The 15779-nt window shown below is 45.7% G+C and carries 15 protein-coding genes and 1 tRNA gene; 8 read left to right on the forward strand and 8 right to left on the reverse strand.

Annotated elements, in window-relative coordinates; genetic code table 11:
- Window positions 1–84: 84 nt before the first annotated feature.
- The 6 genes from HRU77_03040 (at window position 85) to lon (ending at window position 6962) form a co-directional block, all read left to right on the forward strand.
- The gene (locus HRU77_03040; GenBank protein QOJ19755.1) at window positions 85–831 is read left to right on the forward strand and encodes a YciK family oxidoreductase; all 747 of its coding nucleotides are present in this window, start codon (window positions 85–87) and stop codon (window positions 829–831) included.
- Window positions 832–903: 72 nt separating this feature from the next.
- Window positions 904–988, forward strand: a tRNA-Leu gene (locus tag HRU77_03045).
- 99 nt (window positions 989–1087) lie between these two features.
- Window positions 1088–2392: a trigger factor gene (locus HRU77_03050; GenBank protein QOJ19756.1), complete on the forward strand. Its 1305-nt coding sequence runs from the start codon at window positions 1088–1090 to the stop codon at window positions 2390–2392.
- Between the two features lies 1 nt (window position 2393).
- Complete coding sequence (clpP, locus tag HRU77_03055; GenBank protein ID QOJ19757.1) at window positions 2394–3035, forward strand: ATP-dependent Clp endopeptidase proteolytic subunit ClpP; 642 nt, start codon at window positions 2394–2396, stop codon at window positions 3033–3035.
- Window positions 3036–3097: 62 nt separating this feature from the next.
- The gene (gene clpX, locus HRU77_03060) at window positions 3098–4375 is read left to right on the forward strand and encodes an ATP-dependent Clp protease ATP-binding subunit ClpX (GenBank protein ID QOJ19758.1); all 1278 of its coding nucleotides are present in this window, start codon (window positions 3098–3100) and stop codon (window positions 4373–4375) included.
- 175 nt (window positions 4376–4550) lie between these two features.
- Window positions 4551–6962, forward strand: coding sequence for an endopeptidase La (lon, locus tag HRU77_03065; protein ID QOJ19759.1), 2412 nt, complete (start codon window positions 4551–4553; stop codon window positions 6960–6962).
- A 196-nt stretch (window positions 6963–7158) separates the two neighbouring features.
- Here lon and HRU77_03070 read toward each other — a convergent pair whose 3' ends face one another.
- Entirely contained in the window at window positions 7159–7920 is a 762-nt protein-coding gene (locus HRU77_03070; protein ID QOJ22050.1) for an endonuclease/exonuclease/phosphatase family protein, read from the reverse strand.
- An 82-nt stretch (window positions 7921–8002) separates the two neighbouring features.
- On the opposite strand from HRU77_03070, the gene HRU77_03075 reads away from it, so the two are divergent.
- Together HRU77_03075 and HRU77_03080 are read left to right on the forward strand one after the other, a co-directional pair.
- The gene (locus HRU77_03075) at window positions 8003–8491 is read left to right on the forward strand and encodes a CDP-archaeol synthase (GenBank protein ID QOJ19760.1); all 489 of its coding nucleotides are present in this window, start codon (window positions 8003–8005) and stop codon (window positions 8489–8491) included.
- A 22-nt stretch (window positions 8492–8513) separates the two neighbouring features.
- The gene (locus tag HRU77_03080) at window positions 8514–9107 is read left to right on the forward strand and encodes a CDP-alcohol phosphatidyltransferase family protein (GenBank protein ID QOJ19761.1); all 594 of its coding nucleotides are present in this window, start codon (window positions 8514–8516) and stop codon (window positions 9105–9107) included.
- A gap of 900 nt (window positions 9108–10007) precedes the next feature.
- Here the strand turns inward: HRU77_03080 and HRU77_03085 are convergent.
- The 7 genes from HRU77_03085 to HRU77_03115 form a co-directional block, all read right to left on the reverse strand.
- Entirely contained in the window at window positions 10008–11129 is a 1122-nt protein-coding gene (locus HRU77_03085) for a TIGR03118 family protein (protein ID QOJ19762.1), read from the reverse strand.
- A 425-nt stretch (window positions 11130–11554) separates the two neighbouring features.
- A complete protein-coding gene (locus tag HRU77_03090) occupies window positions 11555–11854 on the reverse strand; it encodes a hypothetical protein (GenBank protein ID QOJ19763.1) in 300 nt (99 codons plus the stop codon).
- A 33-nt stretch (window positions 11855–11887) separates the two neighbouring features.
- Entirely contained in the window at window positions 11888–12727 is an 840-nt protein-coding gene (gene dapF / locus HRU77_03095) for a diaminopimelate epimerase (GenBank protein QOJ19764.1), read from the reverse strand.
- Between the two features lie 72 nt (window positions 12728–12799).
- The gene (locus HRU77_03100) at window positions 12800–13252 is read right to left on the reverse strand and encodes a GNAT family N-acetyltransferase (GenBank protein ID QOJ19765.1); all 453 of its coding nucleotides are present in this window, start codon (window positions 13250–13252) and stop codon (window positions 12800–12802) included.
- Window positions 13253–13257: 5 nt separating this feature from the next.
- A complete protein-coding gene (locus tag HRU77_03105; GenBank protein QOJ19766.1) occupies window positions 13258–14355 on the reverse strand; it encodes a hypothetical protein in 1098 nt (365 codons plus the stop codon).
- 520 nt (window positions 14356–14875) lie between these two features.
- Window positions 14876–15451 (reverse strand): nucleoside deaminase, encoded by a 576-nt coding sequence (locus HRU77_03110; GenBank protein QOJ19767.1) that lies wholly within the window; start codon window positions 15449–15451, stop codon window positions 14876–14878.
- Window positions 15448–15633: a hypothetical protein gene (locus tag HRU77_03115; GenBank protein ID QOJ19768.1), complete on the reverse strand. Its 186-nt coding sequence runs from the start codon at window positions 15631–15633 to the stop codon at window positions 15448–15450. Before HRU77_03115 ends, HRU77_03110 begins: the two co-directional genes overlap by 4 nt.
- Window positions 15634–15779 lie beyond the last annotated feature (146 nt).

The following is a 15779-nucleotide window of genomic DNA, read 5'->3' on the forward strand; positions in this document are numbered from 1 at the left end:
TTGAATTCCGATTAAAAGAATAGAGATATTTATCCGGCGTTATATTTTTATCTGAAAATATATTCTCGTGATAAATTCTACGATATGAACAAAATAGAAAATTACTCACCAGCCGCGGATCTCTTGCAAGATCGCGTTATTCTGGTGACCGGCGCAGGACAAGGATTGGGGCGTGCAGCAGCCTTAGCCTATGCAAATCACGGCGCTACCGTAATTTTGCATGGCCGTAAGGTTAAAAAGCTGGAGGCTGTTTATGATGAGATTGAAGCCCTCGGCAAAGCGCAGGCCCTCATTTATCCTCTCGATTTCGAGAAAGCCGAGGACAAGGATTTCGCCATACTAGCGCAAGCAATTGCAGAGCAGCTGGGGCGGCTCGATGGAATTTTGCACAACGCGGCTTTGCTGACCGGCCTGAGCCCTCTTGAGCACCAATCGGTCGCCCAGTTCCGGTCGCTGCTGCAAGTAAATTTAATCGCCCCTTTTGCAATCACAAAAGTGTGTCTGCCGTTATTGAAAGCTTCCCCTGATGCAAGCGTGATCATGACTTCGAGTTCGCATGGACTGAATCCTGCTGCATATTGGGGAGGATTTGCTGTAGCCAGCGCAGGAATTCAAACGCTGATGAAAATACAAGCCGATGAATGGGAAATATTGCCCAACTTACGCATGAATTCTATCGTGCCGGGGATCGTAAATTCGCCTCAACGCATTATTACCCATCCGGGCGAAATCAAGCAAACGATGCGGCGTCCCGAGGATTTAATGGATACTTATCTTTATTTGATGGGGCCGGATAGTAAGAATATCCGAGGACAAACCGTATTCTGCTAATCAGTCCGGAATTAAACGATCCGGCTGCGGTTAGGGTAATTAAAAGGTATAATCGTTACAATGAATTGATGAGCGAAAGTGGCGGAATTGGTAGACGCACCAGATTTAGGTTCTGACGCCGAGAGGTGTGGGGGTTCGAGTCCCCCCTTTCGCACCAAATTGTATTTATCGAAAATCTTTTTGTCCGGTAATAGCGAAGAATGATCGGATGATATCGTAATATATTGAAAAATAATTTAATCAGTCGGGAACTTGAATGGGATCAAATGTAGAAAACCTCGGTGCACTGGAACGTCGTTTAGATATTACAATTTCTTTGGAGAAATTACAGGATGAAATTGACAAACGTTTAAATCGGCTAGCGAAAACGGTCAAGTTGCATGGTTTCCGTCCCGGAAAAGTCCCGTTAAAAATTGTGACCCAAATGTATGGCGCGCAGGTTCAACAAGATGTATTGAACGATGCGGTGCATAAAGAGTTCAAAGACACTGTACAGCAACAGAATCTCCAAGTGGCCGGTTATCCGCATTTTGAAGCGAAACCAGGTAATAATAACGATTCACTTTATACCGTAAGTGCAACGTTTGAAGTGTACCCTGAAATCGTATTAGACGATTTAAGTAGTCAGAGTATCGAACGGCCCAATGCGCAAGTGAGTGAAGCAGACATCGATAAGACACTTGACATGATATGTAAACAGCGCGTGACCTATAAGCCGGTTGATCGCGCAGCTCAAAAAGGCGACCGGGTTAAAATAGATTATCACGGCACAATGGATGGTAATGATTTTGCGGGTGGAAAAGCCGAGGATGTGTATTTGATACTAGGGGATGGGAAATTTCTCAAAGACTTTGAAGCATCACTGATCGGTATGCAAGCTGGCAGCAGTAAATCATTTGATGTTGTTTTTCCGGAAGATTATCATGGTAAAGATATTGCTGGAAAAACCGTTACATTCGAAGCTAAACTGAGTCAGCTGGAAGAGCCAGTATTGCCACAAGTAGATACAGAATTTGCTCAATCGCTGGGTATTCCTGACGGGGATGTCAAAAAATTACGTGAAGGCATACAGCAAGATCTTGAACGTGAAGTTTCCAAGCGAGTGAGATCGAAACTTAAAGAGCAAGTGATGCAATTGCTGCTGAATACCACACAGATCGAAGCACCCAGTATATTAGTTAATCAAGAAAAAGAGCGATTACTGCAAAATGCGAAAAGCGATCTTGAAGCGCGTGGAGTGAATACTAAGGAATTATCGCTGACATCGGATCGCTTTAAAGAAAAAGCGGAATATCGCATTAAGTTGGGTTTGATTTTAGCTGAATTGGTAAAGGTACACGCACTCAAAGCCACACCGGAACAAGTGCGTAATATCATAGAAGATGCGGCGCAAAGTTATGAAAACCCAGAACAGGTTGTCAAATGGCACTATGCTTCATCAGAGCGTTTGCAGGAAGCAGAATCACTGGCATTGGAAGAAAATGTAGTTAATTGGGCGCTCGAAAAAATAAAATTGATTGATAAAACTGTGACTTTCGACGAGCTGATGGGGATATCCTAAAATGAATCAATTGTTTGAAAATATGCGTGATCTGGAGCCTAAAAACCTGGGATTAATACCCATGGTGATAGAAACCAGCGGGCGGGGTGAACGTGCTTATGATATTTACTCACGATTATTAAAAGAAAGGGTGGTATTTCTGGTTGGCCCTGTCACAGAAGCCAGTGCGAATTTGGTGGTTGCGCAATTTTTGTTTCTTGAATCGGAAAATTCAGAAAAAGATATTCATTTTTATATAAACTCACCGGGAGGAATGGTATCCGCCGGTTTGGCTATTTATGACACCATGCAGTATATAAAACCGGATGTAAGCACTTTATGTATTGGTCAAGCAGCCAGTATGGGGGCTCTCCTTTTAACTGCAGGTGCGAAGGGTAAACGATACTGTTTGCCGAATTCACGCGTCATGATTCATCAACCGCTGGGAGGCTTTCAAGGACAGGCTTCGGATATCGAGATCCATGCGCGTGAGATATTATATCTTAAGGCTCGGTTAAATGAGATTATGGCAAAACATACAGGACGTCCGGTGTCAGAGGTAGAAAAAGACACCGATCGTGATAACTTTATGAGTGCAACAGAATCTGTAAATTATGGTTTAGTTGATGCAGTATTGGCACAAAGGGAAGAAAGCGCAAATTAAGGGAATGCTTGTGCATTTATATAAACACGGGTACCTAAACTCGATTACGGTGGGATAAAGATATGCCAGACAAAGCTAGTAGCGAGAAACTTCTGTATTGTTCTTTTTGCGGCAAGAGTCAGCATGAAGTGAGAAAACTTATTGCGGGCCCTTCGGTTTTTATTTGCGATGAATGTATTGATTTGTGCAATGACATCATTCGCGAAGAAATGCAAGGTGATGAGGCGACTAAGCTGGTCAAATCGAATTTACCTGTGCCTCGTGAAATCTGCCAAATACTCGATCAATATGTAATCGGGCAGGAATCCGCAAAGAAAATTCTTTCCGTAGCTGTTTACAATCATTATAAGCGACTGAGAAACGTAACAAAATCAGATGAAACCGATGATATTGAACTTTCAAAGAGCAATATCCTGCTAGTTGGCCCGACAGGCTCGGGTAAAACGCTACTGGCTCAGACCCTGGCTCGATTACTCGATGTTCCCTTTATCATGGCTGATGCGACAGCATTGACCGAAGCTGGTTACGTCGGTGAAGACGTGGAGAATATTATTCAGAAATTACTGCAAAAATGCAATTATGATGCCGAGAAAGCGCAACGTGGCATCGTATACATTGATGAAATCGATAAAATTTCACGCAAATCGGATAACCCCTCTATCACACGCGACGTTTCAGGCGAAGGAGTGCAGCAAGCTTTATTGAAATTAATCGAGGGAACCATTGCCATGGTTCCCCCACAAGGCGGACGGAAACATCCTAACCAAGAATTTATCCAAGTTGATACGACCAATATTTTGTTTATATGCGGCGGTGCTTTCGACGGTCTTGATAAAGTGATCAGAGCACGTACCGAGAAAGGCGGAATTGGTTTTGGTGTTGATGTAAAAAGCCATTCCCGAAAGGATGTAAATAAAACTCTACAGCAGGTAGAACCGGAAGATTTAGTAAAATTTGGCTTGATTCCGGAATTTGTTGGACGGCTGCCAGTCGTGGCGACACTGGAAGAGCTCAATGAAGCGGCATTAATTCAGATATTGACGGAACCAAAAAATGCACTTGTTAAACAGTACTGGAAAATGTTCAACATGGAAGGCGGAGTTGAACTGGAGTTTCGCGAAGCGGCCCTAAAAGCAATTGCAAAGAGAGCGCTAACTCGTAAAACAGGTGCACGCGGACTGCGTTCCATTCTGGAAGAAATACTATTGGATATCATGTACGATCTTCCTTCATTAGAGAATGTCACAAAGGTGGTGATTGATTTTAATTCAACCAATGATGATATCAAACCAATTTTAATTTACTCAGATCAACCTAAAGTTGCTAAGCGTTCTAAGTAATTGAATAGATCTAACCGGTTTTGTTATTCGAAAAGAAAATATGCGCATTTAATGTTCTTGTTTGAACGATCTATAGATGGCATCGCGTGTTAGTGTATGTTCCTCATTGTCATCTTGTATTTTTAATTTTTGCCTATATTTCATCAAACAATTACAAATTTTTTAGTGGATTAATATGACTTCATTGGCTGAAGATTCTGAACAGTTGGTATTGCCGCTTTTGCCTTTGCGGGATGTGGTGGTTTTTCCGCATATGGTTATCCCATTATTCGTCGGCAGGCAAAAATCTATCAAGGCGCTCGAACTGGCAATGGAATCGAATAAAAATATTCTATTGGTCGCACAGAAGATAGCATCTAAAGATGATCCTGCACCCGAAGATCTCTATGATGTATGCAGTATTGCCAGTTTGTTGCAAATGTTGAAATTGCCTGACGGCACCGTCAAGGTTCTGGTGGAAGGCAATCATCGCGCACGGATCCAAGAGTTAATCGACTCTGACACTCATTATTCCGGCAGAGCGACACAAGTCCGATCCAGCACAACGGAAAATCCTGAAGTCGAAGCGATGCGTCGCGCCATCCTGAATCAGTTTGATCAGTACGTAAAACTCAACAAAAAGATTCCACCGGAAATCATTACTTCGCTAGGAGGTATAGATGACGCCGGCCGGCTGGCTGATACCATTGCCGCCTATCTTCCATTAAAACTTGAGCAAAAACAGGAAGTCTTAGAAATATTCGATGTGTTCAAACGCCTGGAGCACTTACTCGGGCTATTGGAAACCGAATTGGATATCCTGCAAGTGGAAAAACGCATTCGCGGTAGAGTCAAGCGTCAAATGGAAAAGAGTCAGCGCGACTATTATCTCAATGAGCAAGTGAAAGCCATCCAGAAAGAGCTGGGTGAAGGCGAAGACGGCGCCGATATCGATGAAATCGAGAAAAAAATCAAATCGGCTCAAATGCCGAAAGAAGTGCTGGCCAAGGCCGAATCGGAATTAAAAAAACTGCGCCTGATGTCGCCAATGTCTGCCGAAGCTACCGTAGTACGCAACTATATCGATGCGCTTGTGACCTTACCTTGGAAAAAGAAAAGCAAGATCAATCAGGATCTTAAAGCAGCCGAAGCAAGACTGGAGCAAGATCATTACGGTCTAGAAAAAGTAAAGGAACGGATCGTTGAATACCTTGCAGTTCAACAACGGGTAAATAAGCTGAAAGCGCCGATCCTTTGTTTGGTAGGTCCACCAGGTGTAGGTAAAACTTCATTGGGACAATCAATCGCGCATGCAACGAACCGGAAGTTTATACGTATGTCGTTGGGTGGTGTGCGCGACGAGGCCGAGATTCGAGGTCATCGGCGAACTTATATTGGATCAATGCCTGGAAAAATATTGCACAATATGAGCAAGGTGGGGGTCAAGAATCCGTTATTTTTACTTGATGAAGTCGATAAGATGGGTATGGATTTTCGTGGAGACCCATCCTCCGCTTTGCTAGAAGTTCTTGATCCAGAACAAAATAGTACTTTTGTCGATCACTATATCGAAGTGGAGTACGATCTGTCAGATGTGATGTTTGTAGCTACGGCAAATACACTGAATATTCCACCGGCATTGCTGGATCGCATGGAAGTGATTCAGCTTTCCGGATATACAGAAGACGAGAAATTGAATATAGCTACACGGTATTTGTTGACGAAACAAATGCAGAATCATGGCCTTAAAGAGAACGAACTGACAGTTTCAGAATCCGCGTTGCGCGATATCGCTCGTTACTATACGAGAGAAGCGGGGGTGCGCTCAATGGAGCGGGAAATCTCAAAGATTTGCCGCAAAGCAGTGAAAGCAATGTTGCTGAAAAAAGGTCAAAACAAAATTACCGTCACCTCTCGCAATCTTGACAAATTCTTAGGCGTAAGACGTTTCACATACGGCGTTGCAGAAGAAAAAAACCAAGTTGGACAAGTTACTGGTTTGGCGTGGACGGAAGTTGGCGGCGAATTGTTGACTATTGAAGCTGTGGTATTGCCAGGCAAAGGAAAAACCATCACCACCGGGCAACTTGGCGAGGTGATGCAAGAATCCATCCAAGCGGCACTTTCAGTAGTCCGGAGCCGTTCCCATCTGCTCGGAATAGCGGAAGATTTTTACCAAAAGAATGATATTCATATCCATCTTCCGGAAGGAGCAACACCGAAGGATGGCCCAAGTGCAGGGATTGGTATTTGCGTCGCAATGGTGTCAGTTCTCACGAATATTGCTGTCAGAGCGGATGTCGCTATGACCGGCGAAATTACACTGAGAGGCGAGGTGCTTCCAATCGGCGGTCTGAAAGAGAAATTATTAGCAGCGCATCGCGGCGGTATTAAAGCAGTCATTATTCCGGACAAAAATGTGAAAGATCTGACTGAAATTCCAGCCAATATAAAAAGTCAACTGACAATTTATCCGGTTAAATGGATAGATCAGGTGCTTGATATTGCACTGGAACACAAACCAGAACTGTTCCCTGCCCCGGTTGCACAGCCAGTTCTACAATCCAGTACTGAAGAAAATTTAATAGAGTCTGTGATTAAGCATTGAGTTGTTTTTCTGCTGACCTACTTTTTTCTTACCGGCAGGTATTTAGGGAAATTCTAAAAAAGCGGCGAGCGGCAACCAACAAGAAAAAATCAGGTGAAAAAGCCAGCTTACGAGTATTAAATGAGCATTTTTAACCTGATTTCAACGCCGCATGACCGCCCCCCACCCCCGAACGGAATAGTTTTCCAAAGCATCCTCAGAGTTTAAGTAAACGGAACTCGGCAAGCAAAGGGATGTGATCCGACAAATGCCGCCACGGCTGGCCGTGCAAGTGATTGCAATTCACAATATCCAGCCCACGGTAGTAAATTCGATCCATTGATAATACCGGCAGCCAGGAAGGAAATGTCCGGGCATAAGTGCCATGAGTGATTTTGAAAACTTCCCTAACACCCAGACCATGATGCAGAAAATGCTCTGCACGGCCGCGCCAGTCATTAAAATCTCCAGCAACGATGAGCGGCTCGTTTGCCGGGATATGTGAGTTAATCCGCTCCGTCAGCGTTGAGAGTTGACGTTCTCTCTCTTGTCCAAATAATCCCAGATGCACGCAGATAATATGAATTTTATGATAGATTCCGGGAACTTGGATTGTTCCGTGCAAAAGACTCCGGCTAGCCGATTTTAAAAACGAAACATTAATATTTTCCCATTCGATGAAGGGATATTTACTTAAAATTGCATTGCCGTGGTGTCCTGATTTGTAAATGGCATTCTTACCATAAGCACAGTGATGCCAAACCTGATCGGCAAGAAATTCAAATTGCCGGTTATTGGGCCAGCCCGTGAAACGATGGTTCGATTTATTGCGTTCACCCAGCACTTCTTGCAAAAAAACGATATCCGCATTGATATGCCGCAATAAGTTTTTGATTTCGTGCAAAACAAAACGCTGGTTAGTCGCACTAAATCCCTTATGAATGTTATACGTTAGAACTTTAAGTGAAGTATTGGACATACGATTCTTGAAATTTTCCTGCTTGTCATCAGTCAAAAAAGCAATTGAATTCCGCAAAGACTGATTATTTCCACCATCCCAAATGACTGTCGAATTTATACAATTGTTGCTGCTCATTATAATCGCAAACGGCGCACCGGTATTCGTACGGATAATCTGCGGCGATAATTTAAACTCGCCGGTTGATTTTGGTATTACATTACCCGACAACAACCCAATGTTCGGTTCCTCTAAAACATGGCGCGGGATTCTTGCAGCTCTGTTGATGACGCCCTTAGCTGCTTTATTAATGAATTATCCTTTTGTCATAGGATTTTTAATAGCAAGTTACGCCGTGATTGGAGATTTGTCATCCAGTTTTATCAAGCGTCGCTTCTCGATGAAGCCAAGCAGCAAGGCACCCATACTGGATCAAGTACCCGAATCGCTATTTCCTGCATTAATGATGATGCACACTTTTCATCTGGAATTATCGTCAGCGCTTTGGCTGTCTTTTGTTTTCCTGATCATAGACATGGCAATGACCTATATACTTTATCATTGGAAGGTGCTTAAGAAATCGTCCGGTTAGTTGTTTAGAAACGGTTACTGCGATGGAACATAAAAAAGACCAAGTCATTAATCTTCCCAATCTAGTCAGCTTAGTGCGGATATTGCTGGCGCCGGCTCTGTTTTATTTTGCTTTTACCAAGCAGCCTGACTGGTACATTGGAATATTAATTCTTGCAGTATTTACCGATGTTCTGGATGGTTTCCTAGCCAGATTGCTGAATCAAATAACGGCGATGGGTTCTCGTCTCGACAGTTGGGGGGATTTTATCATCTACTCAACCATGGCAATTTGTACCTGGATGCTATGGCCTGACATCATACAGCGAGAACAGTTTTATTTTATTATCATTGTTTTGAGTTTTACTTTACCGGTAATCGCGGGCATCGTTAAATTTCATACGATCATCAGTTATCACACATGGAGCGTAAAACTTGCGGTGGCTGTAACCATAGTAAGCTATATCCTGCTTTTTACTGAAACTCTGATCTGGCCGTTTAGAATAGCGGCTTTATTTTGTCTCTATGCAGCTATCGAAGAAATCGCAATTACGTTATTGATACAACGTGAATTAGTCGATGTCAGAACAGTTTGGCAGGCCCTAAAATACAGAAGAAACAGTCGGAAAGCTAGATAATTCCTGACATTACCGGACCGCGACCGCGTTTCTGAAGGTGTCGGAATCGAATTGATTCAATGTGAATACGGGGCGACGTGAAGTTTCCGGATTGCTTCACGCACTTTTATCGTGATGTTTGTCGTTCGATGGCAATTTTGGATTTGACCGCTATTTACTCGACAGAAATAACATAGCGCAGACAAATGAGATCAACAGTCCCAACAATACAAAGGCCAATAACGAATCATTACCAGTCATCATGAATATTCCATAAAGAATCAAGGAAGACACCAGTGAGCCGATCATAAGAAATCCCTTCATAACACTAATACCCTTTCTAAAAATTAATCAAAGTCTGCCAGAATCTTCGGCATGAATTTCCGTTCCGGAAAGATGGTTAGCGATCATCCACACTAACGACAGCGGAAATACCGGGAATGATTCAATATGCATCATATTCGCGAACAGAGCTGCTGCAAGTTTACTCCCCCGCTTCCGGTAAAGCGAGTGTGCCAAGCGAAGCTCTCATGAAACTGCGCGCGTTTATAGTCTTGGGCGGCAACAGCAAATTGCGTTTTGTGCCTTATGGTTATATCAACGGTGGAGTCGTTATAAGATGATCAGTTGGGGAAGCGCTGATTAATTCGACGAACGTGATGAAGGGCGAGGCGCACGGAATGCAACAACCGAGACATATCAATCAGATAGGCGAGGGAGTGAGTACCGCGCAACGAAGCGATTCGTTCGTGCAGTCAATTAATTAGCGCTTCCTTAGAAAAGCGCTGAAAAACGGCCGCATTTGGCTATGCTAAATTGAAATCAGGCTCGAAATGCTCACTGTTTACTCGTAAACTGCGCACCTTCCCGCCTGATTTCGCCTTGCTTGGCCACCACTCGCCACTTTTTGCAGAGTTTAACTTAGCTTGGATTACGGCGTACCGCTAGATTACCGATCACGGCCAAACCGATAAGCAGCATGACGTAGGCCGATGGCTCAGGTACCGGTGTCAATACACCGAACAACCCATGACTTTCATCGTCCGGCCCTGCAGTGAAATACAACAGATGGCTGCTTCCGGCCAACCCATCATTACCGGGTGCAATCGCCCAGAGTCCGTCAATGGCAAGCGGGTTACCGTCATTGCCAAGAACCTGCCCCAGAAATGCGTGCGTTGCGGGATCGAAAGCATTGATGTGGCCATCGCCAAAATTACCGACAAGCAACGCGCCAGCCATTGAGCCGAAGGAAGACGGTGCGATCGCCAATCCCCAAGGCGCATTCAAACTGCCGCCGGTAGCAATGCGAGCAAGGAAATTCCCTTGCAGGTCGTATGCATCCACTAACCCCAGCCCCGGCCCGGCCACTTCATCGGGCGACAGAGGATCCTGTTGCGCATAGGTGACGTACAGCGTATCGCCCAAATTTTGTATGTTGAACGGCGCATAACCGGATGGCAGCGCAGGATCGGTGAATGTGCCGGAAAGCGAGGGAGTCAGCGCCGAACCTTTGTAGACATCGACTGCACCGGTATGGAAGTTGGCTGCATAAAGATAGCTATTTCCCGTAATCGTACCGAACGCTGCACCTTTATAGAGCGAAGCGGGCGATGCGACAGCTAACGTTTCAGCGGTTGTGCCTAAAGCGGGACGCCAACCGGAAACAGTACCGTCTTCGCTGACGAACAGAAACCGGTCGCCATTAAAGTCGCCCGTACCGTTAAAAACCTGGCCCGTGACATTGCCGGCACCGGGGATCGTAACGGTCAATGCTAATTTGCTGGTCGTTTGAGTCGCTGGATCAACGCTATATAACGGGGATGTTGCGGTACCGTTGGCCGATACCCAGAACGGTCCCGTTGGCGCATACGACAATCCCCAGGCATTTATCAAGCCAGCATCCGTGATTTGTGCGGCATGCGCGCTTTGGTCATCCGTGACGAGGTTATCGATATTGAATAAAACCGCATGAGAGGGAAGCGCGAAAGTGGCCAAGAATAGGCCGGTAAAGAGTGCTGTACGATGGAGTCGAATTTTATGCATGATAAAGCTCCTTAGATAATTGGCCGATGCATTGAATTGGCGTCAATGAAGTTTCAATCCGCAGCGATCGCGTGGATTGATTTATGTGCAATTAACGGAATGAATCTCCTTTCTCGAATTAATACAATCCCCGTTTACATTAGAACGAATAGTTTGTCAAAAAATATTTTATTGAAACAAATCATGTCGTGATGATGGAAATTTCTTGTTAGACCCTCATTACAGAAGGTGATTGAATTATTTGATGGCTGACCGGGCAATCTCCAGCAAAATCGGAATACCGGCTTAGCAAAACCGTACTGGCGATTTCGTGTTCTAAGGCAAATAAGACAAGACGGCAGCAATATTTTCAAGTCTAGCGGCTTAAAGGATAGGAAAGGTGGAATATATCGCTGAACGGTAACGGCAGGAACTCTGCCGGTTCATTACTGTTCTGCTTTATTAGGTTCAGCCGCTGCATTTTTCATTTCATTTTCTTTTTTCAGTTTCCATTTGATCGTTACATAGGTGCCCAAATACGCACCCATGAATGCAGCTGCAATATAAACTTTGTTCTCAACGTAATTGGTAACAGTAAATGCGGTTACCAGAATGATCATCGCGGACCAAAATGCGGCAGGATGCGCTCTTCTTTCTTCCACATCGATGAAATAAAGCGTCCAGCATACATCGGCCAGCGCCATGGCAGCCATAATCAATAAAAATGTAACAATTGAAAATTCCATGAAATAGCCTTTAACCCCCTGCCCTGTTTTGAATTACCAGTGGTACTGCGGGTAGTGATGGTGATAATCGATCGGACTGGTGGGCTTAGGGTGAATATTATTTACAAATCCGGTGACTTTGCCTTGATAGCGTGTTTGCCCGCAAATGGATAAGCATCCACCGGTTTCCGTAATTTTCAGGCTGCCGCCCAATGAATGGGTCACAATCGGCAGTGCGGTGCCGAAGACTTTTGACGCAACATACGCGCTTGCCGCACTTCCGGTTCCGCAACTGAGCGTGACGTCCTCAACACCCATTTCAAACGTGCGTACCGAAATACCTTCCGCATCGCGCCAGATAAAATCCACATTGACACCTTCCGGATGGCCGACGAACTCGCACAGCGATTTTTCTTCGCGCAATGATTTACCGAATATTCTGGCATTTTCCAGACTTATTTCCGAACCGATCACCACAACGTGCGGAACACCGGTAAAAACGTAATGCAGTTGATCGCTGATTTGCCGGTAATCGCGCGCCTCGCCTAAATTTACTTCGGTCAGATCGTCAATGATGCGCACTTCTTTTTTACCGTCGCCGGTAATGATCGAAAAGTCACCCTTGCGCACGTACATGTCATGCAGATAGCGGGTTGCGCAGCGCAGACCATTGCCGCACATGGTTTCTTCGGTGCCGTCGCGATCGAAAATTTTCATTGTCGGCGTGCCTTGCAGCCGATCCACATCGACAAAAAGAATGCCGTCGGTGTCGTGCTGCGTTGCCAGCGCACTTGAAATCAATGACCGGTTATATCCTGCCAGGGGCGTTTTTAGTTCATCCACTACCAGAAAAGAATTACCACATCCATCCATTTTGATCGCTTTAATTCTCATGGTCTTGTACGCCTCGTTGAATACATCGTTATGAAATGGCAAAAAACACGGGGGATTATTTCCTGCATTAAGCTATAAGGCAGGTCTGTAGCCGGCTCGCCTGGTGAGGTGCGCCTGGGCCACGCCCGGAATAAACTCATCTTGCACAATGCCGGTCAAGGCAAAGCCATTTTTCAGATAAAACCGTAAGCTTTCATTGGCATCGGCGTCGGTTACGACATTGAGGATTTTCCCCCCCTGCCGCTCAATCTCGGCAAAAATGCTATCTAGCATCAAAGAACCGTATCCTTTGCCGCGATACCGCTCATCCACTGCCAATGTCAGCAAGTGATACGTGTCAACCGACTTTCTGGCGACTGCATAACCAACCGGCTCGCCGTTATCCATGGCGCATACACCGAAATTCTTGCCGCGCAGGATATCTTCCAATTCGTCATGGATGGCTGATTGATACATCGAACCGATATCCTGCAGCGCAATTTTTACCAGGCTGGGAAATAGCTCATTTGCAATGGGTACGATCATGATGTTTACTCTGTTGCTTGTTTTCCTAATAGGGTATAAATCTGGTCGCGGAAAGTAACCGTGCCTGCTTGCGCTGCTTTACCGATCGCCTGATTGGCGAATTCCGCGAGCAATTCCGTTTTTCCGGCAAATTGCTCCGGGCGCGATAAAGAGAGCCGCTGTACGGCGGCATGAACGATCAGCGCGATCATATCGTTATGCGCCACGTTGGCATGCCGGCACATGGTAGTTAGATCCGCTTCGGTCGGATGAAGGCCGGGGATCACATTGGCTTCCAGGAAATAAAGCTGACCGTCCCGGGTGCGAAAATCGATACGGTTATAGTCGCGCACTTCCAGTGCCTCATGAGCTGCGATAGCGATTTTTGCGTAGTCCTTCACTTTCTCTGTCCAACTCAGATGCGATATGTAGGGATTCTCGATGTCTTTCACATGCGGATCACGCACATGCGGCTGCCCGGGAATTTTGGCGAAATCGATTTCCAGGATCGGCAGCACATAATTTCCGATTAAGCCGATGGTATATTCAGTACCGGGTAAAAATTCCTCAACCAGCGCCGGCTGGTTGAATTGCGCATAAATTGCGTCTATGGCTTCATTCAGCTCGGCAATCGTGTGCACTTTGCTTTTTTGGCTGATGCCGATACTGGTTCCTTCGCTGTAAGGCTTGACCATCAAAGGGAAAGACAGATTACCCAGGCGATCGCCGGGCACCATGAGTTGAAATTGCGCGGTCGGCACGCCGTCATACGCAACGATCTTTTTGGCCGTCGCTTTATCCATTTTGTTAATGAAAGTCTTGGGGCTGCTGCCGGTATAAGGAATATGCAAGTGTTCGCAGAAAAAAGGAACGATGGCCTCGCGCAACTCTTTCTCATCGAGACCTTCGCTGTTATTGAACACCAGATCGATCTGCTGCTGGCGTTTTTGCAGTTGTGTGTAAATATCGGGCCCGACATCGATCAATTCCACATTCGCGCCGATGCGCTCCAGCGCCGCCGTTACCGCTGCAATCGTATCCGGGCCTTCAAATTCACCATAGCGCTCATCCTCCATCCATGGCTTTCTTACATTGCAGGTGTAGGCAACATTGAGTTTTCTCATAGAGCAAGCGGATCGCAAATCCAATAATTTTACGTTTTAGGGCCGCCATTCCGGTTCCAAACAAACCGGGCGGTCCCGTATCGAGAGCAATTAACGAAGCAGCTTTCTATTCGTTGACAAGCGCGAATGGTTAAATTGAAATATTTTTTGGAAGGGTGTATTCAGGGGTAACCGATGAAATGGTAGTGTTTGATGTGGATTTATTTGATAATGATGTCAATAACATAGCGGCTATTTGAATGCCTGCTTGGCTTGGAAAGCTTTGGCTGTAACCGCGGAAACCTTGAGCAAGCAGCTGTCGGATTGATAATCAACCGCAGAAAAATACTAAGGAAACCCTGATTAATTCGGCGGACGAGATGAAGCACGAGGCGCTCGGAACACATCAAACGAGACATATCAACAAGATAGGCGAGTGAGCGAGTACCGCGCAACGAAGTGATTCGCCTGTCTAGTCAATTAATCAGCGTTTCCCTAAACCCGCGGGCGATATGTTCCACACCTCGGTCTCATCGCTTACTCAGGTTTTCTTCAGGAAACGGCTGTTATAAATTTCTCCGCGGTAGCTTTGCAGTACATCGATGGCTTGCGCGCGCATCACTTCCCGCGTTACGCTGATTCCTCTATGTTGCAACCCCTGCACCCAATCCGCCGCGCGCTGGCCTTCATCGAAACCGATCGCCTCCACATCCTCCGATCGCGCACCGCAAACAAGAGCAACGATACCAGTCCATTGCAATACCCCCAGACACTGGCAGCAAGGCTCCGCACTGGTGACCAGTTCAAACGGCCCATAACTTGCCAGCTCATAACTGCCCAACGTTTGCTCCGCTAATGCCAACGCCATCACTTCCGCGTGCAGCAACGAGGATTTTCCCGGCACAACCCAATTAACACCCGGCGCAATCAATTCACCGCTAGTTTGATCAAACACCGCAGCAGCGAACGGCCCTCCCCCATGCAGCACATTGGCCCGCGCCAAATCGATGACCGCAGCCATTCTTTGGTTTGTTTCAAGCAGCGTTGATGGAATTTCAGCCGCCCAAGTATTCAGCCACTCCGGGATGGGGAGTACGATGTTTTTCCAGTGTTTCATTTGTTTGCCATATCCTCCGAGAAGGATTGAGTCCGGATATTATTAGCCGATGCTGACAAAGCCGGCAGTACAAGCTGTAAGGCAGCCATTGCTTCGGGATTGCGTTCAGCAAGCGCTTCCAGCCGTTGAGTTAATTCTTCATCATGCTTGAGTGATTTGATTTCAGATTCTTGCTTTCGCATACCTCTATCCGATAGCTTATAAATGTCAGTCAGCACTCACTATACAACAGTGCGCTAACAAATGATTTCCGGCTCAAGAAAAAATACCACCCGGAAAGAGCGACCAGCGCATGAAGCAATATCGTGACTATCCGCAGTCTGATAAA

The organism is Gammaproteobacteria bacterium (assembly GCA_015709615.1).
Taxonomy (GTDB): domain Bacteria; phylum Pseudomonadota; class Gammaproteobacteria; order Burkholderiales; family Nitrosomonadaceae; genus Nitrosomonas.

Coding starts and splice junctions, on each gene's coding strand:
- HRU77_03040 (QOJ19755.1), top strand. CDS start 85: ATGAACAAAATAGAAAATTACTCACCAGCCGCGGATCTCTTGCAAGAT.
- HRU77_03050 (QOJ19756.1), top strand. CDS start 1,088: ATGGGATCAAATGTAGAAAACCTCGGTGCACTGGAACGTCGTTTAGAT.
- clpP (QOJ19757.1), top strand. CDS start 2,394: ATGAATCAATTGTTTGAAAATATGCGTGATCTGGAGCCTAAAAACCTG.
- clpX (QOJ19758.1), top strand. CDS start 3,098: ATGCCAGACAAAGCTAGTAGCGAGAAACTTCTGTATTGTTCTTTTTGC.
- lon (QOJ19759.1), top strand. CDS start 4,551: ATGACTTCATTGGCTGAAGATTCTGAACAGTTGGTATTGCCGCTTTTG.
- HRU77_03070 (QOJ22050.1), bottom strand. CDS start 7,920: ATGTCCAATACTTCACTTAAAGTTCTAACGTATAACATTCATAAGGGA.
- HRU77_03075 (QOJ19760.1), top strand. CDS start 8,003: ATGACTGTCGAATTTATACAATTGTTGCTGCTCATTATAATCGCAAAC.
- HRU77_03080 (QOJ19761.1), top strand. CDS start 8,514: ATGGAACATAAAAAAGACCAAGTCATTAATCTTCCCAATCTAGTCAGC.
- HRU77_03085 (QOJ19762.1), bottom strand. CDS start 11,129: ATGCATAAAATTCGACTCCATCGTACAGCACTCTTTACCGGCCTATTC.
- HRU77_03090 (QOJ19763.1), bottom strand. CDS start 11,854: ATGGAATTTTCAATTGTTACATTTTTATTGATTATGGCTGCCATGGCG.
- dapF (QOJ19764.1), bottom strand. CDS start 12,727: ATGAGAATTAAAGCGATCAAAATGGATGGATGTGGTAATTCTTTTCTG.
- HRU77_03100 (QOJ19765.1), bottom strand. CDS start 13,252: ATGATCGTACCCATTGCAAATGAGCTATTTCCCAGCCTGGTAAAAATT.
- HRU77_03105 (QOJ19766.1), bottom strand. CDS start 14,355: ATGAGAAAACTCAATGTTGCCTACACCTGCAATGTAAGAAAGCCATGG.
- HRU77_03110 (QOJ19767.1), bottom strand. CDS start 15,451: ATGAAACACTGGAAAAACATCGTACTCCCCATCCCGGAGTGGCTGAAT.
- HRU77_03115 (QOJ19768.1), bottom strand. CDS start 15,633: ATGCGAAAGCAAGAATCTGAAATCAAATCACTCAAGCATGATGAAGAA.